We start from the raw sequence: 23,612 nt of genomic DNA, 5'->3' as shown, positions 1-23,612 counted from the left end.
TCCTCTCCCCGCCAAAACGTAACAATTTATGAGTATAAGAATATTTCCCAACCTTTAATGTAATGTAAAATTAGTAAGGATCTAAAAAATGTTAATTAAAAAAGAGTTAGAAGTGGTTTTTTGAAGAAATTAATATTATGGTTTTTATTAGCCACATTCTCCCTAAATACTGTAGGATGTTCTAATAATACGAATACACTAACGGATAAATCTAACTGTATCAACAAAGCTTGGTACAAAAAAAATATGTCATGTAATCATTTAAAAAACATTAAATAGTTAATGATAAAGATCTAAAGAAAAGACACCCCAAAGTACCTTCCTCCGACTTGAACCAATAATATTCGGATGGATTTAAAAAGAAGCATACATCTTTAATAAAGATGCATGCTTCAAAATAAAAAAGTACGCTAAAGCGCTAAGTAAACTCTTATTCAAAAATTTATATTAAGCACTAATATTTTAGAAGCAAGTTTATAAGTATAAAACCTACAGAGATTTCCCCTGTAGGTTTTATTATATTTCAAGTGATTTCCAAATGAATTATGAGTGACTTTTTTCAGTTTGGTTTTCAAAATATTTTTCTTTAACCATTTTTATCAGATTTTCTTTTTCTGTTAGTTCAAATATAAATAATGCTTTTTTCATGTTATTTGCAACATCTTCTTCATTAGGTTGTTTAAGTTTCAATAAATTCCAAGCTTTTCCATAGTATAATTCACCTAGTAAATATAAAGTATTTAGATTAATAGCTAGTTTGATACCCATATCATTGTATTTTACTGCCTCTTCATGTTGATTTGCATGACCTAAAATTTTTGCTAAATTAAAAATAATTTTCAATTTAATTTCTTTATCTCTAGGAAAATCTAACTTATTAAAATTAGTTAAACACCTTCTTAATATATTAATACTTTTTTCATATTCTTTATTTTCCCCATGGAATATAGCAATTGTCTGCATAATATCTATTTCTCTTTCTGATAAAAAATCAGAATTAGTTACAGTTAATTTTAATGCATTATTTAAAAAATCTAAAGCAGTTTTTATTGATTTATCCACCATAAATATAGCAATCGCTTCATGCCATATTAAAAATTGTTTATCTTCTGTTGATTGGAAGTTATTTTCGTTTTTCTCTTTTTTCACTATTTCATAAAGTTCTTTGTATTGTTTTTGCTTTAAGCAATCTTTTATTACGCATTTTACATTTTCTACATATTTTAATTTTTTGTTTTGAGTTAATGCAAATATATTATTTGGGTCAATACCAAGTCTTTCTGATAATTGATATAACAATATACTAGATGGATAAATCACACCTTTTTCTATTTTGCTAATTTGACTTTGCGAACATATTCCATGACATAATTCGGATTGTGATATATTTTTTTTAATTCTAAGCTCTTTAATGGTAATACCCAAATCGTAAAACTCCATTTTCCCACCTACTATTTAGCACTGTATTAGTATAAGAGTATTCTCTAACTTTTAATGTAATGTAAAATTAATATAGTTGCAATTATTGATTGCTTCAAAGATTCTTCCCTATCGGTGCTAACACAAAAAACAGGTTAGGAAGAAAATCCTCTTCCTAACCTGGCCCTCCTCTCACTAGGGACGTTTTCATTCTCACATCGTTTCTCTTAAGAAATTTCATATCAACAGAATAACACTATTGCCCCGCCGAACAAACTTACAAATACAATAAGAAGACATGAACATAGAGCGAGTAATTTCTCATCTCATCTACGCTTCCTTTTAACTGCAATTAGAAACGCAATAAATAATACATTCACACCGATTATTAAGGAGATAAATAACCAATTCACATCTGTTTCTCCGTTAACTTTATACACATTTGATTCTTCACGTTTTAAAACGAGATAAAACTTTCCGTTTTCCTCTCTTATAATTTCATCCTGTAACAATCCTCTTAACTCTTGTTTTTCACCAATTGCACTTGCAGGTAAGGAGACTTTTTGTGTTTCTTTCGTATTATTAATTGCTACTAAAGTTACTTCATCTTTATATTTTCGTTTTAGTATGCTCATCCCGCTCTTATCATACAGAAGCTCAAACGTACCGCGTCGTAAAGACGGTCTCGCCTGCCTAATTTCACCTAGTTTTGTTATGTGCTGCATAAATTTTTCGTCTGACTTAAAATCCATTAATCGTCTATTATCGGGTACACTTCCTCCATCTAATGCAATTTCCGTTCCGTAATAAAAATTCGGAATCCCAGGTGATGTTAACAAATAAGTAAGCGCCAGTTTTAAACGTGATGGCGGATAATACATATTTTCTTTTGCAATACGCGCATATCTTTTTGTTTCTTGATCATCTAAAAACGTAACAAATTCCCCTTCTTTTTTACTCACATCGTATAACGATTTCACCGATACATCCGCTTCGGAAAACGATTCTACGATTTTTTCGTTGTATTCGCTATCCTCCTTTGTCATAATACGAAAATCTTTCTTTATCACTTGCATATCTTTTTGCGCGTTATCCCAAAAGGAACGCGGCTTTTTTTCACTATGTATAACATAACTTCCGTCTAAATCAACTTCTTTTATCCACCATTTCATTGCGTCAATTACCTGTCGTTCGTTTTCTCCAAGCGGAAATTGAAATACAACTTTCATTCCTTTTGCATGAGCTTCTTTTACAAGTTCTTTCACATCATTGTCTGTCCCGAAATGTTCATTTACCTTTTTAAAATTTCGCACGTCTAATCCATCGTACTTTCCACTTTCAAAAAGCGGCGAAAGCATAACGGTAGTAAAACCCATTTCTTTTATGTAATCCAACCTTTTTATAATTCCTCTTATATCCCCGCCTTGATACCCTTCTAAATTACCAACTTCTAATTGTTTGTCATTTTTCGGTTCTCCATTATTGAAGCGATCAATCATAATGGAGTATATAACTTCATCTTTCCACTCTCTTTTTTCGTCTGCAAAAGTATGTATTGGTACAAACAAAACAAAAGCTAAGCAAAAACAAATGAATAGTTTCCTAGTCCGTATTTTTCCCACACGCATCCCCCAAGTTTTTAATTGTAAGAATATTATACCAATTATCCGAGAGAAACGCATATGTCGATTTCAATCCTCACAAAATAATCTATGTTACATTTTCTAACATCATGTATATATTTTTCTGAATTTTTAGTTGATTTTTAGTTCCTTTTCGAATATGATATGAAACATAACAAAACGATGTTATTTTTTCTAACATTATAGGAGGAGAGCTCATGAATATGGGAGATACAGTTTTTATGTTTGTGACGACAGTAATGGTCATGTTGATGACACCAGGATTGGCACTTTTTTATGGAGGTATGGTTCGCAGCAAAAATGTACTCAGTACAACGATGCATAGTTATAGTGCAATGGCTATCGTTTCGATTCAATGGATTGTTATCGGCTATTCTTTATCATTCGGACCAGATTGGCACGGGCTTATCGGTACACTTGATTGGTTCGGTCTAAACGGAGTTACCTACGCACCAAATCCAGACTACTCATCTACTATTCCTCACAATTTATTCATGATGTTTCAACTCATGTTCGCCATTTTAACTCCAGCTTTAATTTCAGGTGCATTTGCTGAAAGAATGCGATTTTCTGCCTTTCTTATTTTTATCCTTTTATGGACAACGATTGTTTACAATCCTGTCGCTCATTGGGTATGGGGCGTCGGCGGTTGGCTAAGGGAACTTGGCGCACTAGACTTCGCTGGCGGAAACGTCGTTCACATCACTTCCGGAGTTGCTGGTCTTGTATTAGCTATTTTCCTTGGAAAACGAAAAAACATAAATGGCTCTTCTCCTCATCATTTGCCATTTACAATGTTAGGCGCAGGCTTATTATGGTTTGGCTGGTTCGGTTTTAACGTCGGCAGCGCATTATCCTTAAACGACGTAGCTTTAACTGCATTTATTAATACAAATATAGCCGCTGCTGCCTCAGCATTAACTTGGATGCTTTCAGAGTGGTTCTTCCAATCAAAACCGACTGCGATGGGAGCTGCTTGTGGCGCCGTTTCCGGTCTAGTCGCTATTACACCAGCTTGCGGGTTCGTTACACCTTTCTCAGCTCTTCTTATCGGAGCAATTGGCGGCGTATTATGCTTCGGAGCGGTCTTTTTCTTAAAAACAAAATTCGGATACGACGATACACTCGATGCATTCGGATGTCACGGCATCGGTGGAACTTGGGGCGGTATTGCGACAGGATTATTTGCAACTACTGCCGTAAACGGCGATGGCGCTAACGGATTATTTTACGGAAACGCCTCGCTGCTGTTGAAACAACTTGTAGCGATCGGCGCAACATATGCGTTCACAATTATAATGACGTATGCCATTATTAAAGCAATCAACTTCTTCCTCCCTGTCCGGGTAGATGAGCACGAGGAACATATGGGACTTGATATTTCGATGCATGGGGAGAAAGCTTATGAGTATACTGAGCGAGTGAACTAAAAAAGAGATGCAATCTATTAGTAATAGATTGCATCTCTTTTTTGCGCACCGGGCAACATACCCCACCTAGTATAACCGGAAATATATTAACGTATGGGACTTGATATTTCGATGCATGGGGAGAAAGCTTATGAGTATACTGAGCGAGTGAACTAAAAAAGAGATGCAATCTATAGATTGCATCTCTTTTTTGCGCACCGGGCAACATACCCCACCTAGTATAACCGGAAATATATTAACGTTTTTTTGGATATATCAACGATTTTTCAAATATATCGATTGTTCCTTTCAATATATCAACGTTTCGACACAAGATATCGATTTACCAACAAATTCCGACATAACGAAACTGAAGAATACCCGCGTGTAACTTTACACATAAAAAAGACGACCGAAACCCAGTCGTCTTTTCCGATTTATTTCGGAGCATTTCCTACATATTGCGTAATATCAACGTTTAATGCCTGCGCTAAACGCATACCGTATTCTTGATCTGCACGGAAGAAGTTACAAACAGCTAGTAATTTCGTGCGTTCATTTACGTCTTTTAAGTCATTTGTTAAGTTTGCAATTAAGTTGTCTTGCTCTTCTTTAGAGAATGAACGGTAACGCTCACCTGCTTGTTTGAAGTCATTTGGTTTGTCAATTTTTTCACGAGATACATAGCCTTCTACTTTCATAGTGGAATCGCAGTAAGCTGGGTCTTCAACTGGATTCTCTGCATGACGGCTCGGTTCGTAGTTGATTGTAGATGGGTTTTGATTCACTTGCATCGCACCATCACGTTGTTGATTATGAACAGCTGCGTATGGGCAGTTTACAGGAATTTGTAAGTAATTTGCACCAAGACGATAACGCTGTGTATCTGGGTAAGAGAATAAACGACCTTGTAATAATTTATCTTCCGATGGCTCAATACCATTTACAGTTGCACTTGGAGAGAACGCTACTTGTTCTACTTCTGCAAAGAAGTTTTTCGGATTACGATTTAACGTCATTGTCCCTACTTCCATTAATGGGAAGCGATCTTCTGGCCACACTTTCGTTGGATCTAGTGGATCAAAGTCTAAAGAGTCCATTTCATCTAATTGCATAACTTGTACGTGTAAATCCCATTTCGGGTGATTTCCTTTTTCGATTGCGTCGAACAAGTCACGAGTTGCATGATTGAAGTCTTTCCCTTGTACTTCTTGCACTTCTTTCGCATTTAAGTTACGTACACCTTGCTGTGGTTTCCAGTGGTATTTAATATAAACAATTTTACCTTCTTCATTAATCCATTTAAATGAATGGACGCCGAAACCTTCCATCTCACGATAACTTGCTGGTGTACCGTAATCAGAAAATACCCATGTCATCATATGTGTAGATTCTGGAGTTAACGTCATGAAATCCCAGTAACGATCTGGCGTTTGAATATTCGTATCAGGTGCTGGTTTTAAAGAATGTACCATATCAGGGAATTTAATTGCATCACGAATGAAGAAAACTGGTAAATGATTACCTACGATATCGTAGTTTCCTTCTTCTGTATAAAATTTAACAGCGAACCCACGTGGGTCACGTGCTGTTTCAGGAGAACCTTGACCATGAATAACCGTTGAAAAACGAACAAATACAGGCGTTTCAGTTCCTTCATTTTGTAAAAATGCAGCTTTCGTATATTGCTTCATACTATTTTTCGTTACGAATACACCGTGAGCACCTGCACCACGTGCATGCACAACACGCTCCGGAATACGTTCACGATCAAAGTGCGCAAGTTTTTCTACTAAATGATAGTCTTCTAATAATACTGGTCCACGACGACCGGCTGTACGAGAATTTTGGTTGTCTCCAACTGGAGCACCTTGGTTTGTTGTTAAGCGATTATTTGGATTCATCTAGGGGGATCCTCCTCTTTATTTCGTAGTAATTATTATTTATTTAAAATTATTATAAATTAATTATTATTCAAAACTAAATCTTTGTCAACTATTTCCTTCACTTTTTTGGAAACAATTTCAGCCAAACAGTCGATAAATGCTGATTGTGCATTCGGCATATTTGGTCTAAAATATTTGGCATTTAATTCATCAGTTACAACTTTACATTCATAATCGTTGTCATATAAAACTTCTAAATGCTCCGCTACAAAACCAACTGGGCAATATATGAAAGATTCGTACCCATGCTCTTCATATAAATCTTTCGTTAAATCTTGCACATCTGGACCAATCCACGGATCTGGAGTATTCCCAGCACTTTGCCAACCGATTGTATAGTTTTGAATATTTGCAGCTTCTGCAATTAAATCTGCCGTATGCTTTAGTTGTTCTACATAAGGGTCTCCTGCTGCAATAATTTTTTCCGGCAAACTATGCGCTGAAAAAATTACGACTGCTTTCTCTTTATTATCAATTTCTGTAAACGTCTCTTTTATTTGGTCTGCCCAATACGAAATAAATTTCGGTTCATCATACCATTGTTCAATTGGTTCAATAACAGGACCACCGATTTCTTTTGAAAGACGAATAGCACGGTCATTATACGCTTTAATGCTAAATGTAGAGTAATGCGGCGCTAATACGATACTAATCGCTTGCTCGATCCCATCACGCTTCATTTCTTCTACAGCATCTTCTATAAATGGTGCAATATGTTTTAAACCTAAGTAACAAGTAAATTCATACTCTGTAAATATGTTATTCATTGAATCTGTTAATTTATGCGCCTGTTCTTTCGTAATTTTTGCAAGCGGTGAAATTCCACCAATCGCTTTATAGCGCCCAATTAAATCTTCAAGCGCTTCTTCTGATGGCGTACGCCCGTGACGGATATGTGTATAATATGCCTCTACATCGTCTAATGATTCTGGTGTTCCATACGCCATTACGAGTAAACCTATTCTTTTCTTTGTCATCTATCTAACACCTCAATTTTATAAATGAGAATCTTTTTCAGAACATTTGTTTCCAATTATAACAAGTAATAATAAGTACGTCAAAATAATAATTCTAATTAAGTATTATTTATAAGGTGATTTTGAATTTTATATGACAATTTCTTTAATAAAAAGCGACTTACATAATTGTAAGCCGCTTTTCCCTTATTCCTTAATATTTACCCCATATTCTTTAAACCAAACATGAATTTGTGCTAAATGAGCTAAAAGCTGTGGCCCAGTCATCAATTGACCAAACCATGGTGTTTGAAATGCACTGCCGCCAGACTGAATCAATCCGCTCAACTGCTCTTTATCAAACAGTTCGTGTAAAATTGAACCTTTATCCGTTAATAGATTTTGAAGCCATACTGTTACTGCTTTTGTATAGTGCGGATTGTGCGTTTTCGGATAAGGACTCTTCTTTCTATATAAGATGTCATGTGGAAGTACACCTTCTAACGCTTTACGTAATAGACCTTTTTCGCGGTTTTTATACATTTTCATTTCCCAAGGAATATTCCACGCATATTCGACAAGACGATGATCTGCAAATGGAACACGTACTTCTAAGCTCGCTCCCATACTCATGCGGTCTTTTCTGTCTAATAATGTTGTCATAAACCATACCATATTTAAATAAAATAATTGGCGTCTTTTTGCTTCTAGCGGACTTTCCCCCTCTAAAATAGGAACTTCTTGAATCGACTCTTCATAGCGCCTTTGTACATATTGTTGTAAATTTAATTTATTTCTCCATTCTTTTTTTAGAAGTTGTTCACGTGCCTCTGTAGAACGCATCCACGGAAATGCACTCGATTGTAAATCATCTTCTCTATAAAACCACGGATATCCACCAAATATTTCATCTGCACATTCTCCAGATAAGCCAACGACAAAATCTTGTTTAATTTCTCGGCAAAACCATAATAATGACGAATCGATATCTGCCATACCAGGCAAATCACGAACGAGTACTGCTTCAGTTAAATACTCTGCTAATTTTTCATTCGAAATGACGCAGCGATGATGGGTTGTTTGAAATGTCTCAGTCATTAAATTAATAAACGGAGCATCTGAATTTGGCTGGAATGCATTCGCTTTAAAGTATTTGTCATTATCTTCGTAATCAATAGAATACGTGTGTAATTGCCCTTTTCCTGATCTCTCATATTCTTTCGCTGCAATAGCTGTAATAGCGCTCGAATCTACACCACCCGATAAAAAAGTACATAGTGGTACATCAGAAACAAGCTGTCTTGTAATCGCATCTTGTAATAAAAAGCGCGTTTTCTCTACTGTTTCTTCAAAAGAGTCTTCATGTTTTTTACTTTCTACATTCCAATATCTCCATATACATAAACCGTTCTTTGAAAATGTCATTGCATGACCTGGACGCAATTCTTTTATACCAGCATAAATACCGTGGCCAGGCGTTCTTGACGGTCCGAGCCCGAATATTTCTGATAATCCTTCTAACGTTACTTCCGCCTTCACATCTGGATGCGACAATATCGCTTTTAACTCCGAACCAAATAGTAAGCGTCCGCTATCATATTTATAAAAAAGTGGCTTTACACCTAATCGATCTCTCGCAATAAATACTTGTTCTTTCTGTTCGTCCCATACTGCAAACGCATATATACCGTTTAAATGATCGACACATTCTTCTTTCCATTCAATATAAGAAGCTAATAATACTTCTGTATCAGAATGACCTTTGAACGTATATCCTCTTCTTAATAATTCCTTTCGAATGTCTTCTGTGTTATAAAGTTCACCGTTATAGCAAATGGCGTAATTCGTTTCACCTTTTAAACAAGTCATCGGCTGTTTACCGCCCTCAGGATCCACAACGATTAACCGCTTATGCCCAAATGCGACATTTCCTTTAATCCAAACTTTATTATCATCCGGCCCCCGTTTCGCTAACGTCTCAGCCATCTTCGTAACGACATCTCTTTCTCCTTCTAATGAGCGTTTATAATCCACCCATCCTGTAATCCCGCACATATAAATCATCCTTCCATCTTATTTCTTTTCTTGAACGTGCAGTAATCCCCACCCTAAGAGTGCGGATCAAAAAAATGAAAAACTTGACGATAACCTACTATCCACATATGGAATAGCATTTTCACTCAGTAAAACGTGTTTTATTGTATGCCCACCTATGTCTATATGTGTCTAGTTATAAAGAATGCACGAACTGTCTATAACAGGAATAACTACTTTTCATAAAGGAGAAATCGTGTATGATACAACGTAAACATATTTTATATAATCAGCCCCGTGCTCATACAGTCGGTAATGTAGAATATATAAACAATGAGTGGGTATTCTTTGATGATGAAAATGATGAAGCGTTTTTATTAGAAGATATTGCCGAAGATGGGTTTGAAATTTTGTATAATAACAATTGGCTACCAGCCCGTTTCTATGAACAAGATGTATTACAAATCGCCAACGAGCAACACCATTTGCAAAATGGTGAAATGATACGTATTCGAAAAAAGTTACTTCTTAGCTATAATGAATGGCTGGAGGAATTACCTGACTCTGTCTTCACATTATTAACCGAATCATTGCAATCACTTCACTACTCTTTATATGATTGCATGTATTGTCATAATTATTTATCTTTCTTACCGCAAGAGGAGTCACGCGAAGGAGTAAATATTCTTTTGTTTGATAACGAAGAAATGATCTGTACACTGCAGCACCATTTCGTCCGTCACACTACGTCAAATAAAAATATGTTCCGTTTTACGAAAGTAAATGGAGAAGAGTTGCATATCGATGCGACATAAAGTGAAACTTTAATCAGTGGGGGAGCCCACTGATTATTAGCCTTCACCAATCTGATGTTTACGGGATAAAGTAAAAAACCACCTTATAATCTCCCAAGTCTTTGAGATCATAAGGTGGCTTTATTTTTATTAGAATACTTTCCAGCCAATCGGTAATTTCAGCCCAAGGTAAAATACTGCTACTAGCGCAACAATAAATAAGCCCCAAACCGCCCCTGTTGGTTTGTTTTTGCTCATTTTCACAAGAACCATTTCCATTCCACCGATAACTAAAATACCAGCTAACATTTTTAAGCCATACCACATGTGCATGCTACCTGTTGCTGTCTTCACAATACTCATGTACAACATGAAGCCTGTCACAATAATAATGATATACATTAGGCGAAGCCCCATATGTACACCTTTCCCTTTTCTTCCTGCTGAATAAAGTGAATACGCAACGAAGAATAAAATTAAACCTAACGCCCATGCTGTAATATGCATATGTACCATCGTATCCCTTACCTCCTCTTTTCACACTTTTTCACTCTATATGATAACATGTTCATTTATTTTCAGGAAATGTTTCGCTTTTTTACATTTAAATGATATAATATTTAGAGTATTTACAAACTTCTTGTAATAACAAAAGGGGGAACAATCATGATTCAAACTAAGGATATTATCGAACTTACAGACACATACGGAGCAAATAACTATCACCCACTTCCAATCGTTATTTCTAAAGCAGAAGGTGTTTGGGTAGAAGATCCTGAAGGAAACCGCTATATGGACTTATTAAGTGCATATTCTGCAGTAAACCAAGGTCATCGTCACCCGAAAATTATTAACGCTTTAATTGACCAAGCTAATCGTGTTACGTTAACTTCTCGTGCTTTCCATAGCGATCAATTAGGTCCTTGGTACGAAAAAGTTGCGAAACTAACTAATAAAGAAATGGTACTTCCAATGAATACAGGTGCTGAAGCTGTTGAAACTGCAATTAAAACAGTTCGTCGCTGGGCTTATGATGTGAAGAAAGTGGAAGCAAACCGTGCTGAAATCATCGTTTGTGAAGATAACTTCCACGGACGTACAATGGGTTCTGTTTCCATGTCTTCAAATGAAGAGTACAAGCGTGGATTCGGTCCAATGCTTCCTGGCATCGTTGTAATTCCTTACGGTGATTTAGAAGCATTAAAAGCCGCAATTACACCAAACACAGCAGCATTCATTTTAGAGCCAATTCAAGGTGAAGCAGGAATTAATATCCCACCAGCTGGTTACTTAAAAGAAGCTTTTGAAGTATGTAAAAAAGAAAACGTTTTATTTGTAGCAGATGAAATCCAAACTGGCTTAGGCCGTACTGGTAAAGTATTTGCTTGTGACTGGGACAATGTAACTCCTGACATGTACATACTTGGTAAAGCACTTGGCGGCGGTGTGTTCCCAATCTCTTGCGTAGCAGCAAACCGCGACATTTTAGGTGTATTTGAGCCAGGTTCTCACGGTTCTACATTCGGTGGTAATCCACTTGCATGTGCTGTTTCTATCGCGGCTCTTGAAGTGTTAGAAGAAGAAAAATTAACAGAGCGTTCTCTTCAATTAGGTGAAAAATTAGTTGGGCAATTAAAAGAGATTGATAACCCAATGATCACTGAAGTTCGTGGTAAAGGTTTATTCATCGGTATCGAATTAAACGAGCCAGCTCGTCCTTACTGTGAACAACTAAAAGCAGCTGGTCTATTATGTAAAGAAACACACGAAAATGTAATTCGTATCGCACCACCTCTAGTAATCTCTGAAGAAGATTTAGAGTGGGCATTCCAAAAAATTAAAGCTGTATTATCGTAATGATAGAGAGGTTGTCCGACATGTTGGGACAACCTCTTTCTTTTTATATTCATTTATATTAAGATGAAATTGTAATTTTCTGTATTTTAAAATCGTAAAGGAGGTGCGACATGCTATTAAGATATGGTAAACATATTAACTATTTAGCTACAGCTTTTATTTTAGTTACATTCTTTGGTTTCCTACTTTCCACAACATGGCTTCATTACTCAACTCCTACTACACTCACACTACTGAAAGCATCATTTTGGACTGCTGTTATTCTTACTATCATTGGTTTTGGACGAGAAAAAAGCGCACTTACGGTTATACTATTTGGCATTTGTACACTTGCATTCATTGGTCTTTACACTTTTGCCGTTATCGATTACCTCTATAACCCAAGGCCATAAAAAAGAGCTATCTTTTAACAAGATAGCTCTTTTCTTTATTTCACTACATTTCGTAAAGTACCAATTCCTTCTACTGTAATGACCACTTCATCACCAGCATGTAAAAACTTCGGTGGTGTAAAACCTTTTCCGACACCAGCCGGCGTTCCTGTTGCGATAATATCGCCTGGTTCTAAAGTCATTCCTTTACTTATCGTTGAAATAATTTCTTCTATTGAAAAAATCATTTTATTTGTGTTAGAAGTTTGCCTTACTTCTCCATTTACTACCGTTTCAATGTGTAATGCATTCGGCGCATTAACCACCGATTTATGAATTAAATACGGTCCCATCGGACAAAATGTATCGAAGCTTTTCCCAAGGAAAAACTGTTTATGTTTTCTTTGAATGTCTCGAGCTGTTACATCATTGATAATCGTATAACCAAAAACATGCTCAAGCGCTTTTTCTTTTTTTATTTGCTTCCCTCGCTTACCAATAATGATAGCTAATTCTCCTTCGTAATCTAGTTCGTCCGTTGCATGAGGGTGACCATTAATTTGCTCATTTATGCCAATAACTGTTGTTGGTGCTTTCGTAAAGATCATTATATTTTCTGGAATAGACTCTACTCCGCCCATTTCTACCGCATGCTCACGATAGTTTTTTCCAACGCACAAAATATTCTTTCTTGGCCTTGGAATCGGCGCTAATATTTTCACCTCTGTTAACGGATAATACGCCGCTTCCCCGTTCTCTTTTGCCCAATTTACAATTTCACATACTTTCTCAAAGCATTCAGTCCCTCTTTCAATACACTCTAACATTGTAATAGGGATTGTAACCTTTTCCCCTTTTTGTCTTTGCGCTTCTCTTAAGTGTAATACCTTTTCTTCTTCTTCATCTACAATACCTACAAATACCTTTTCTTCTTTCTTCGCCGTTACAAAACGCAATATTTCCACTCTCCATCCTAAAACTCATACCCTTTAATTGTATTCGCATCCGCAAGAAAAAAACCTTCTCATGCACGCTAATTTTTACAATATTCTTCTCATCCCCTATTCGTTACCCCTTTATCATTTGGCATAAAATGTAGAAATTTTACTTTTTTTAGCGAATGCATTTCTTTTTTATGAAGTTTTTGTATAATATGTACTACATATATACTAAAAATTTCATTTAGAGATGGAGCCGATTTCAATGTTTGAGCAAGCGATTGAAAAAAAACGTGAAAAAATGATTTATTTTGCTGAACGCTATGGAATGACTTCTCAAAAAACAGTGGATTGTAGCCAAGAACTGGACAGGCTCTTAAATGTAATTTGTCATGTACATACGGATTTACACCCTACTCAAACATTCAAAACACACACGCAATAATGCGTGTGTTTCTTTTATTTCAAAAAAATACACATTTTATTGGAAACGCCCATACAATAGTAGAAAAGAAAATTTTAAAAACGAAGGGTGTTTTGTATGCCAGCTATGGTCGGACATATTCGTATCGTCAATATTGGATCAAGTGGTATTTTTCATATTGGAGATGTATTTGCGATTAGGCCTATTAGTTACTCACGTGCTTTCGCCGGGGCCGGCTCTTTCAACGTTGGAGATAATGTTTCTGTCTACAATTATCAAAGTGCAACGACTGTCAACGATTCAGATGTAATCGATCAAGCGATAATTGGCTCAACTTAAAGGAGGCAATTGCATTGAATTTTTATGTAAACCAAAGTATCATCATCAACAGTATTAAAATTGATAGCATTACAACCTCTTCTGTGTTCCAAATTGGTACTGCCGGAAGTATTAAAGCCCTATCTAAATTTTCAAATACGGGCGGATTTACGGAGCCGCTTCGCCCATTACAGGCGAAAGGACAAATTATTTCTATCAAACCATCAACTAGTTCTTCTTAAGACATCCTTGTCATAAATATATAGCAGGAATATTTTTACCCTCCCTATTGAAAAGGAGGTTTCACAAATGAATCAAGATATATATACTTACTTACACCAACTTCAACAAGCTCTTCAAACACAACAAGCAGCCATCTTGAATTTAGAAGATCAAGTGCGCCAACTCCAAGAAGAGCTTAACGAATTAAAAAATCGCCCCTCCTCTTCTGTAGGAAAAGTGGAATACAAATTCGATCAATTAAAAGTCGAAAATTTAAATGGTACTTTAAATATTGGTTTAAACCCATTTTCAGCAAAAGGACAACAAATTGAAGATTTTCAAGTGGATACAGAAACATTGAAGGTAAACCCTGAAACCGAAACAAACCCAGACTTTTATCAAGGTATCCTCCAAGAAATGCATCGATACTTAGATGAAGAAGCATATAATCGTATTCTCCATTTTGAACAAGAAGAGAGAACACCGCTTGATGAAATGTATCGACAAATGATGGTGGATGACATAAAAAAACAGATGGAGCATCGACTCCCTTATTATTTATCACAAGCGCAATCATATGAAGGTATTTCAACAGATCCAGATTATTTACGAGATATCATTATTCAGGCAATGAAACAAGATATTGACAAAGCCTTTCTCTCCTTTATTCAGCACATACCGGGAAATTTTCGAAAGGAGTAAGTAGGTATGAACCTTAACGTTGTAAACCGTGAGTTAAAAGTCGGACAGATTAAAATGAACGGTGTATCGTCGTCCGCACTCTTTTTAATTGGAGATGCAAATCTCCTCATTCTATCTTCTATTCTCGATACACCATTTGAAACAGTTACAGAGGGTCCATTTGTACCATTAGTAACAGATGTCCCTCCTACTCCAGGTTAAGGAGACTGAAAAATTATGTTGCATCATGTGTCCATTGTCCAAAATGTTTCTATTATTTCTTTAGGGATTACTGCCGTATTTCAAGTTGGAGATGCAAACCAAATGGAATTAAAAAGTAGAGCTATTGCCGTCCACCGTGAAATTCCTTTTTATATACGGGGAGAAGGTCGCTTTGATGCTTTTGAAATCTTTACAGATGAACACATTACAATTCCAAAACGAACGACAGATGTAAAATTAAATATTGTAAATGAATGCCCTTTTATTGAAGTGAATAACGTTGAATTGCGGACACTTTTAAATTCTGGTTGCTTTCAAATTGGAAATGTTGATTATGGTTTTAATAACTCTCGTATTATACAAATCCGCCAATATATTACGGATGAACCTTCCGCACAATAATTCATATAGTAATTAAAAAGCTTAGTAAAGTAGGTGGATGGTATGCCTTCAGTTGTAGGAAATCTCGTCGTGCAAAACAGTAACGGCTCTTTCAACTTAGGAGATTTTTATAACGTATCTCCGAAAGAAAACACGAAAGCCTATAACGGATCTGGAGCTTCCAATGTTGGGTTTGTCGTGAATACGTTTAACGGTGTTAGTGCAACGAATACATTTGATTCTGATGTGGCAGATCAAGATCAGATTGGAACAGCGTAAAAAAAGTAGGAGATATTCTCCTACTTTTTTCTTTTATGTAATTCAAAATTATTAAAATGAAATTTTAATAAGCAAGAGCTTCACTGTCCACAAATAGTGGTATAAACACGTAAGTAGTGAAGAGGCACTATTTCATTTTATTTAAATGATAACCCACTCTCCTCCAAAGCCTTTCTAAGCTTCGGCAAAGACGCAGGTCCCATACCATGCAGTTTTAAAATTTCTTTTTCACTATATTTTGAGAGTTCTTCTACAGTTTGAATTCCACGGTGCTCTAATGCCCTTCTTGCTGGCGCTGAAAGAAGAGAGAGAAAACCTTCTTTTGGTTTTCTCTCTTTCTCACAGACTGGGCAAGTTGGACAATCGCTACTTTTATAGTACTCGTGTCCCTGTTCACAAGTTCTTAACGTTTTTTCCGTTACCATTTTCAAGCCCCTCTATTCTTCAATATTTACAACGTGATTCCCATCAAAGAAGTATAAACATTTCTCTTTTACAGGATGTTGTAAGCTTTTCTCCAGTGCTTTTGCATATAACGAAAGCTGCACTTTATATCGATCTTCTAAAATTGGTTTCGCTTGTTCGAATCCGCCTGGGAATTTCCCTTCAATCGTATCTGTTTTAAAGTCGATTAACGTAATGCCATCTTCCTCTTCAATCATGCAGTCGATAACCCCTTGGACAAGAATCGTTTCTTCACTCTTCCCTTGCCAATCTTGATATGTTTCTTCTGCTGCAAGCATCATCGTAAATGGTACTTCACGCTCAACACTTTTCGCCGCTAATACCCTTTTACCTAAGTCACTGTCAAAGAATGAAATTACTTTTTCAATCGCTATTTCTTCCGCCTGCTCGAATGTTAATAATTCCTTATTTACCATTCCAGCAATTTGCTCTTGAAGAACTTCAACCGTAATCGGCTTCTTCAAATCAACATGCTGCATAACGGCATGGACTGCTGTTCCGCGCTCTGCGTACGTTAACCCTTTTTTCTCCATAAAGCGCGGGCGTGTTTTAATTGGTGCACGTAGTTTTTTAATAAAGGCGTTATCGCTACCTTCTTCAGATTGATAATTTCTCTTTATTTCTGTAACAGATTGCTTCGCACGATGAGATGTCGCATCCTCATATCCGTACTTCCACATTAATCTGTCGTACACTTCTTCTTTCCGTTCACTTTGCAGGGGAACAGCCTTTTTCTCACGAAGCGCTTCTAACAATTCTTGTTTCTCTTCTTGAACTGGCTCTGGTGCAAGTAGTGTGTTACCGTCCACAACTTCTACTTTCCAGCTAGTGTCATATCCGTAAATTTCATCTGGAATACTTCCTTGTCCTAATTCAAGAAGCATTTCACTATCACGGTGTCTATATAATGAAGGTGCAATCCAGTCTAAATAACAAGACGCTCCGGCACGTATGTGATCTGGTAATAACCATTCACTATGTTCCCTCGCATCAAGCCATTTTTCCATTTCCTTATTTGCATCCTTAACTGTTCCGATTAAAATTAACTTCTCTTTCGCACGCGTCAATGCTACGTATAGTACGCGCATTTCTTCCGCAATTAATTCCATTTTCATTTTACGCTTAATCGCAAGCTGTGATAATGTTGTATATTTAATTCGTTTACGCGGATCGATAAATTGCGAACCGAAACCGAAATCTTTATGCAGTAAGAAACGCTTCATTAAGTCTTGTGTATTAAAACGACGACCGAGTCCAGCTACAAATACGACCGGGAACTCTAGCCCTTTACTTTTATGAATCGTCATAATGCGAACAACGTCTTCTTGTTCACCTAGGGCTCTCGCCGTACCCATATCATCACCGCGTTCTAAAATACGTTCAATAAAACGTAAGAAGCGGAATAATCCTCTAAATGATGTTGCTTCATATTGTCTTGCGCGGTCATATAGTACGCGTAAGTTTGCCTGCCTTTGCTTTCCAGCTGGTAAACCGCCAACGAAGTCGTAATAACCTGTCTCACCGTACACTTTCCAAATTAAATCAGAAAGTGATTGTTGACGGGCGAATTCACGCCATCCTTGCAGTAAGTTATAAAACCACTCTAATTTATCATGAAGTTCTTGCTCCTCTTCAAGCGGTGCCCCTTTTAAGAATGAGCTCATTACTTCATAAAACGAGCCTTTCTTTCCATGAGCACGAAGCGTTGCAAGTTCTTCATCGCTCAATCCAACGATTGGGGAACGAAGTACAGCGGCAAGCGGAATATCTTGCATCGGATTATCAATAACGCGGAATACGTTCATCATAATATTTACTTCCGTCGCTTCAAAATAACCAGTCGCGAGGTCAGCGTATACTGGAATTCCTTGTAATTTTAACTCTTCCATAATTTGCGGGGCCCACGGCATGGAGCGAAGTAAAATAACGAAATCGCGATATTGCACCGGACGCATACTATCATTTTTACGGTCATACACTTCATAACCGGAATCAACCATCGCTTTAATGCGCTGCGCCATAAGGCGAGCTTCAAGCTGTGCTTTTTCGACTTCTGCACCTTCTTCACCGTCTATTACTTCTTCTTCCGTTTGCTGAATACATAATAATTCTGCTGCTACATCTTCACCTTCTGGATAGGTAGCACCTAGCTTTAGTTCGGCGTCAGCATCGTAGTCAATTTCCCCAACTTCTTCGCCCATAATTTGTTTAAAAATAAAGTTCGTACCTGCTAGTACTTCATGACGACTACGGAAATTTTTCGCTAAGTCAATCTTCATTCCGCCGCCCAACCCTTCTTGTGTGAAGCGTTTATATTTTCCTAGGAATAATCCTGGTTCTGCTAGTCGGAAACGATAGATCGACTGCTTTACGTCACCAACCATGAACAAGTTTCCTTCACTCTCAGAATCTTTCGTTACGAATTTAATAATGGATTCCTGTACAAAGTTCGTGTCTTGATATTCATCGACTAATACTTCAGCAAATTTATTACGATATTGGAGCGCCACTGCTGACGGATTCATTTCACCATTTTCACTTTGTTCACTTAAAATTTGTAAACAGAAATGCTCTAAATCTGTGAAATCGACCATTCCTTTATCTCGCTTCATCGCTTGGAAACGCTCTGTAAATACTTTTACAAGTTGAACAAGCTTTTCTAATACTGGGTGCATATCTTGAAAATCTCGTAAGAAACTTTCAGGTTTGCGGCTAAATAACTCTTCTTGTAATTTCTTCACTTCATCTTTCGCTTTATTACGAAGAGAGTCTACTTGTTTTACAACATCTTCATTGTAATCACTTTTCTTAATACGCTTTAACGTTTGCCACGATACGTTTTGCATCGCTTCATACACACTTGTCCACGACTCACGAGCAGCTGATGATAGCGTTCCAAGTAATGCTACATCTGCTTGCAGGGTTTCAATGCGAGGCGCTGGACCGTCAGGAAGCATTGCGAGTTCAGTTGCCTTACGAATATGCTGTTCCGCTGTTTCAAGCTGGAATTTCACATCTTCTAATAAATAAGAAGCATATACTAAATCCTCAATTGTCTTTCCTTCTACGTCATATGCTTCTACTAATTTATCAAGCCATTTTTCCGGATTTGGATGCGCTCTTGATTCTGTATGAAGCGCTAAAATCATACGTTGTAAGTCATCATCACTACGGTCACTCGTATAACGATCAACGAGTTCAAAGAATATCGTATTATCTTCGATGCCATACTCTTCTTCTAATATGTCATCTAGCACTTCTTCTTTTAACAATTCATTTTCTGTTTGATTCGCAATACGGAAACGAGGATCAACATCAAGCATGTAGTAATATCCTCTAATTACTTGTAAACAGAATGAGTGAATTGTTGAAATGGAAGCTTTATTTAATAGGCTCAGCTGCTTTCTTACGTGTTGAGAGCCTGGTTCATCAATTAATACCTTTTCTAACGCTTCTCCGATTCGGTTTTTCATCTCTTGTGCTGCTGCATTCGTAAATGTTACAACGAGCAGGCGGTCGACATCGACTGGGTTCTCTTCATTAATAATCTTTTTAATAATACGTTCAACTAATACTGCTGTTTTACCTGATCCAGCTGCAGCAGCAACTAAAATATCACGTCCGTTAGCTACAACAGCTTTCCACTGGTCATCTGTCCATTGACTACCTTCTGGTTTTTTAGGCCAATTTTCTATCATTCTCCGCCAACCTCCTCTCTTATTTTCTCCATCGCTTCGCTATCTTTCATATCTTTTAACGATCGGAACTGATTATCTTCCAGTGACTCATCAAACTGACAAACAGATTTGAAGTTACAGAACGTACATGCCGCTTTATTCCCCATTTTATAAGGAGCAATATCGATAACACCTTCTGTAATATCTTTTCCGATATTTTCAAACGTATGGTGTACATATTTTTGCAGTACGTTAAACTCTTGCTCACTTGCAATACTTGAACGCGCACTAAAGCTACCGTCTTTTTTCAGGCCAGCAGAAATAATATCTGAGCTTCCTGTTGAAAGTTTGTTATCCATTAAACGAACAACGTCAGCATCTCCTAATACGAGTCCTTTCATTTTAAATTTCTTTAAAATTTCTTTTTCAATTTCAGCTTCCGTTGCGTCACCTTTCATCTCAACGATTGGGTTATGAATATGGAAATACAATACACCAGCTGGTGATGCTGCGTGGCCTTTTTTCATCCACGTCTGTGCATTCGAAGTAACAACATCTAAATACGTTAACATTTGAAGTGCTAATCCGTAATACACTTCCGTTAAATCTAACGCTTTTGAACTTGATTTATAATCAATAATACGTAAGAACGTCCCGTTTTCATCTTCTGCCTTATCAACACGGTCAATACGGCCGACTACTTCCATCTTTACACCATTTGGTAATGAGAATTCCATCGGCGGAAGTGACCCTGTACCTCCCATACCGAACGGCACCTCTAAATCAACTGGTACGAATCCGCTTGACTTCGCATGTTCACGAAGAATGATTGACGTACGGAAAATGATTTGTTGTAGTTTTTGTTTTAAATAGAAATGACGGTTTGAACTTAATAAAATTTGTCGTTGTAATAAAGGCGCAATTTCTTCTATTACTAAAACAGAAAGATGCTCACACTCTTTTATGGATAAATCCGCCCAAGTGCGGTTTTCACGCAATAACTTGTCCGCAATTTTCTTTAATGCCGCATGGAATAATTCGCCGATGTCTGGCGCATCAAGCTTGAAAATATCACGCTCTCTAAGCGATAAACCGTGCTGCGCAAAATGAGCGTATGCACAACGATTAAATAGTTCCATACGAGAGACGCTTCCTTTAATTATATCTCCGTATAAATCTCTACTTACTGCTGTACTTAGTTTCTTCGCACGATTTCGATAGAATAAACTTGATAAGACGCGGCTACTTTTTTGTTTCCATTCATCTGAAGTTACGTAGAAATTATATACGTCCCACCAAAAGTCTAAATTCCCTTCAAATCCGTATCGCTTCCACGTTTGTAGTTGCTGCATAACGTAAGATAACGTTACTTCTGGCGTTGCTACATATGAAATTTGTTCTGAACGTGATAAATCATTTACGTCATTCGTAATAAATGAATCTTTCACATTAGGGAACATTCTTTTTATTTTCTTAATAAAGCTAGACGCAAGTAACGTCTTTCCTTCTTCATCTGCAAGCGGGCATGAAATGTATAACTTCTCAGATGCTCTCGTTACCATTTGATACATAACGAACTGTTCTTCTAACAAAGTTTGTCTCGTCGTTGGCGCTAATTCAATCCCTGCCGCACCAAGAACTTCTCTTTCCTCATCAGAAAGCATACCTTCATCCATAGGTGCTGCTGGAATGACACCCTCATTTACACCTATAATAAACGTTGCTCTCACATCAGATAATCTGGAGTGATCAATATTAGCAATTAACACTTGGTCTAATGACGGCGGAATGTTAGCAAATTGAAGTGCCTCAAGACCAGTCGACATAACGTCAGTAAACATAGAAAGAGACATTTTTTCTTCCCCAAGCATCTCTACAAATGTATCAAGAAGGCTCATTACTTCTTCCCATACTTGTTCATGATCTGTCGCAAATAAGAAATCTCCACTTTCTTCTGCACGTATACGTAATTCTTCTAGTTTTTTCGGAACATCCAGTTCTTCTAAAAACAAGTAAACTGCTTCACACATTTGCATAACTGTTCCTGCACGCTTTAACCTTTTTTGCATGCGAATAACAGGTGTTCTTACAACGTCACGTAGCCTATTTATTTTCTCTTCCATTTCACGTTCACTGTCTGTAATCATCCCGTTCGTATCATCAAGAGAACGATAACGGCGATACATCCATGGATCTTCAGCAGTCCATCTCTTTCCTTGTACACCGTACGCTAAACAGTAATTTTCAAATTCATCCATTTCTTCACGCATCGCTTCTTTTCCTACGTCTAATGGATATAAAAGCTCTGTTTTCACGCAGCGGAACACCGCATCATAACGCCAATTCCCACTAATAATCTCGAGTGCAGAACGAATACATTCTACCAATGGGTGGTGTGACATTGGGCGCTTTTCATCGATGAAGTGCGGGATATTGTAATCTGTAAATAACGTTCGCATCACATCGTAATAACTTTCCCCATTACGAAGAAGCACTGCAATATCTCGGTAACGATATTTTTCATCCGCAACAAGTTTACGAATTTCACGAGCAACACCTTCTACCTCCGCTCGTAAATTCGCAGCTGTACTAATCGTTACACTCGCTTCACCGTTAAATTTTTCATTCGGACGCGCTTCATAATGAGCTTCTAAATGCGCTAATGCCGGAGAATGAAAACGCCGCTGTTCCATAAGTGGAATTGTTTTTTCAATTTCTATTTTCTCTTCACGCGCTACTTGTTTTATTTTTTCATACGTTAACGTCGTTTCATAAAATAAATCGAGTTCATTTACTGGCTGCGCTAACGTTTTTTCATCTATCGTTAACGTGATCGTAACTCTCGCTCCGCAAATCATAAGCTGTCTTACAATCTCTAACTCTTGCGGGGAGAATGAATGAAATCCGTCTATATAAATTTCCGCACCATTTACATATTCAGACTGCGGAAGCTTTTCCACTAGCAATTGCAGGTAGTCTTCTGAATCTAAATATTTTCCAATTAAAGCACGTTCAAAATCATCGTATAACAGCTGTAAATCATACACTTTATTCGCTAGTAACTTTTGTTCGGCACTGCTACTATGCGCATCTAATTGTTGCCACATTTCATATACGTTAGATGGCGTTACATTGTAACGTTTAAACTCTGCAATCATACTACCAAGATGTTCAAAGAAACCGTTTTGCTCCGCTGCTTTTTGGAACACCGATAATCCATCTTTACGAGACTCTACAATTTTACGGAGTAACATATGTACACCAGCTTCATCAATATGAAGACGACTCGCTCCGCCAACTTCTTGCAGTACCTTCCACGCTAATCGTGAAAAACTAAAAACTTGTGCCCGAATAGAACCTCTTACATCCTCACTTCCAATTAACGCCTGCTGCGTCTGGAATGTCATCTGTTCTGGCACAAGATATAATATTGTTTTCCCTCTCGGGCGTTGTTTTAACTCTTCTTGCACTTCGCGTAAACAAAGTGTACTTTTTCCACTTCCCGCTCTACCAATCACAAATCGAAGTGACATGTAACCCCACCTTTCACTTACATAACGAACGTTAGTTTGCTAC

The 23,612-nt window shown here is 37.1% G+C and carries 21 protein-coding genes; 11 read left to right on the top strand and 10 right to left on the bottom strand.

Annotation, left to right across the window (positions count from 1 at the left end; genetic code table 11):
* Positions 1-543: 543 nt before the first annotated feature.
* Both DN401_RS16850 and DN401_RS16845 read right to left on the bottom strand, forming a co-directional pair.
* The gene (locus tag DN401_RS16850) at positions 544-1,440 is read right to left on the bottom strand and encodes a helix-turn-helix domain-containing protein (protein ID WP_000397889.1); all 897 of its coding nucleotides are present in this window, start codon (positions 1,438-1,440) and stop codon (positions 544-546) included.
* Between the two features lie 305 nt (positions 1,441-1,745).
* Complete coding sequence (locus tag DN401_RS16845; RefSeq protein ID WP_127063865.1) at positions 1,746-3,101, bottom strand: alpha-amylase family glycosyl hydrolase; 1,356 nt, start codon at positions 3,099-3,101, stop codon at positions 1,746-1,748.
* A gap of 158 nt (positions 3,102-3,259) precedes the next feature.
* Between DN401_RS16845 and DN401_RS16840 the strand changes: the two genes are divergently transcribed.
* Entirely contained in the window at positions 3,260-4,492 is a 1,233-nt protein-coding gene (locus tag DN401_RS16840; protein ID WP_001055855.1) for an ammonium transporter, read from the top strand.
* A gap of 416 nt (positions 4,493-4,908) precedes the next feature.
* On the opposite strand, the gene katB is transcribed toward DN401_RS16840, so the two are convergent.
* The 3 genes from katB to asnB all read right to left on the bottom strand — a co-directional run bounded on the left by katB (position 4,909) and on the right by asnB (position 9,428).
* Positions 4,909-6,375, bottom strand: coding sequence for a catalase KatB (gene katB, locus DN401_RS16835; RefSeq protein WP_136363192.1), 1,467 nt, complete (start codon positions 6,373-6,375; stop codon positions 4,909-4,911).
* 59 nt (positions 6,376-6,434) lie between these two features.
* Complete coding sequence (hemH, locus tag DN401_RS16830) at positions 6,435-7,394, bottom strand: ferrochelatase (protein ID WP_078385730.1); 960 nt, start codon at positions 7,392-7,394, stop codon at positions 6,435-6,437.
* A gap of 186 nt (positions 7,395-7,580) precedes the next feature.
* On the bottom strand, positions 7,581-9,428 hold the full coding sequence (gene asnB / locus DN401_RS16825; protein ID WP_025687429.1) for an asparagine synthase (glutamine-hydrolyzing): 1,848 nt from the start codon (positions 9,426-9,428) through the stop codon (positions 7,581-7,583).
* Positions 9,429-9,667: 239 nt separating this feature from the next.
* On the opposite strand from asnB, the gene DN401_RS16820 reads away from it, so the two are divergent.
* Positions 9,668-10,222: a DUF2777 domain-containing protein gene (locus tag DN401_RS16820; protein WP_000616046.1), complete on the top strand. Its 555-nt coding sequence runs from the start codon at positions 9,668-9,670 to the stop codon at positions 10,220-10,222.
* 129 nt (positions 10,223-10,351) lie between these two features.
* Here the strand turns inward: DN401_RS16820 and DN401_RS16815 are convergent, their stop codons facing one another.
* On the bottom strand, positions 10,352-10,717 hold the full coding sequence (locus DN401_RS16815) for a YisL family protein (RefSeq protein ID WP_000233494.1): 366 nt from the start codon (positions 10,715-10,717) through the stop codon (positions 10,352-10,354).
* Positions 10,718-10,867: 150 nt separating this feature from the next.
* On the opposite strand from DN401_RS16815, the gene rocD reads away from it, so the two are divergent.
* Positions 10,868-12,058 (top strand): ornithine aminotransferase, encoded by a 1,191-nt coding sequence (rocD, locus tag DN401_RS16810; protein ID WP_000616658.1) that lies wholly within the window; start codon positions 10,868-10,870, stop codon positions 12,056-12,058.
* 110 nt (positions 12,059-12,168) lie between these two features.
* Positions 12,169-12,450, top strand: coding sequence for a hypothetical protein (locus tag DN401_RS16805; RefSeq protein WP_000926857.1), 282 nt, complete (start codon positions 12,169-12,171; stop codon positions 12,448-12,450).
* A 35-nt stretch (positions 12,451-12,485) separates the two neighbouring features.
* Here DN401_RS16805 and DN401_RS16800 read toward each other — a convergent pair whose 3' ends face one another.
* On the bottom strand, positions 12,486-13,385 hold the full coding sequence (locus DN401_RS16800) for a fumarylacetoacetate hydrolase family protein (RefSeq protein ID WP_001213071.1): 900 nt from the start codon (positions 13,383-13,385) through the stop codon (positions 12,486-12,488).
* Positions 13,386-13,632: 247 nt separating this feature from the next.
* On the opposite strand from DN401_RS16800, the gene DN401_RS16795 reads away from it, so the two are divergent.
* From DN401_RS16795 to gerPF, 7 genes are all read left to right on the top strand, one after another.
* Positions 13,633-13,812, top strand: a complete 180-nt coding sequence (locus DN401_RS16795) for an aspartyl-phosphate phosphatase Spo0E family protein (RefSeq protein WP_149287877.1) — start codon at positions 13,633-13,635, stop codon at positions 13,810-13,812.
* A 96-nt stretch (positions 13,813-13,908) separates the two neighbouring features.
* Complete coding sequence (gene gerPA, locus DN401_RS16790; RefSeq protein ID WP_001111187.1) at positions 13,909-14,130, top strand: spore germination protein GerPA; 222 nt, start codon at positions 13,909-13,911, stop codon at positions 14,128-14,130.
* A gap of 14 nt (positions 14,131-14,144) precedes the next feature.
* Positions 14,145-14,351 carry a spore germination protein GerPB gene (gene gerPB / locus DN401_RS16785; RefSeq protein WP_001012508.1) on the top strand — a complete coding sequence of 69 codons (207 nt, stop codon included), beginning with the start codon at positions 14,145-14,147 and terminating at the stop codon, positions 14,349-14,351.
* 67 nt (positions 14,352-14,418) lie between these two features.
* On the top strand, positions 14,419-15,033 hold the full coding sequence (gene gerPC, locus DN401_RS16780) for a spore germination protein GerPC (RefSeq protein WP_001070760.1): 615 nt from the start codon (positions 14,419-14,421) through the stop codon (positions 15,031-15,033).
* A 6-nt stretch (positions 15,034-15,039) separates the two neighbouring features.
* Positions 15,040-15,234, top strand: a complete 195-nt coding sequence (gene gerPD / locus DN401_RS16775; RefSeq protein WP_001052807.1) for a spore germination protein GerPD — start codon at positions 15,040-15,042, stop codon at positions 15,232-15,234.
* A 15-nt stretch (positions 15,235-15,249) separates the two neighbouring features.
* A complete protein-coding gene (locus tag DN401_RS16770) occupies positions 15,250-15,636 on the top strand; it encodes a spore germination protein GerPE (protein ID WP_000902324.1) in 387 nt (128 codons plus the stop codon).
* A 42-nt stretch (positions 15,637-15,678) separates the two neighbouring features.
* Positions 15,679-15,894: a spore germination protein GerPF gene (gerPF, locus tag DN401_RS16765; RefSeq protein WP_001141566.1), complete on the top strand. Its 216-nt coding sequence runs from the start codon at positions 15,679-15,681 to the stop codon at positions 15,892-15,894.
* 137 nt (positions 15,895-16,031) lie between these two features.
* Here gerPF and DN401_RS16760 read toward each other — a convergent pair whose 3' ends face one another.
* The 3 genes from DN401_RS16760 to addB are packed head-to-tail and all read right to left on the bottom strand — an operon-like array spanning position 16,032 to position 23,569.
* Positions 16,032-16,319 (bottom strand): RNA polymerase alpha subunit C-terminal domain-containing protein, encoded by a 288-nt coding sequence (locus tag DN401_RS16760; RefSeq protein WP_000255728.1) that lies wholly within the window; start codon positions 16,317-16,319, stop codon positions 16,032-16,034.
* Positions 16,320-16,331: 12 nt separating this feature from the next.
* A complete protein-coding gene (gene addA, locus DN401_RS16755; protein ID WP_149287876.1) occupies positions 16,332-20,057 on the bottom strand; it encodes a helicase-exonuclease AddAB subunit AddA in 3,726 nt (1,241 codons plus the stop codon).
* Complete coding sequence (gene addB, locus DN401_RS16750) at positions 20,054-23,569, bottom strand: helicase-exonuclease AddAB subunit AddB (RefSeq protein WP_149287875.1); 3,516 nt, start codon at positions 23,567-23,569, stop codon at positions 20,054-20,056. Before addB ends, addA begins: the two co-directional genes overlap by 4 nt.
* Between the last annotated feature and the right edge of the window lie 43 nt (positions 23,570-23,612).

The sequence above is a fragment of the Bacillus sp. BF2-3 genome, assembly GCF_008368795.1.
Taxonomy (GTDB): Bacteria; Bacillota; Bacilli; order Bacillales; family Bacillaceae_G; genus Bacillus_A; species Bacillus_A cereus.
The sequence above is the reverse complement of the archived record's forward strand: the minus strand, read 5'-3'. Positions and strand labels throughout refer to the sequence as shown.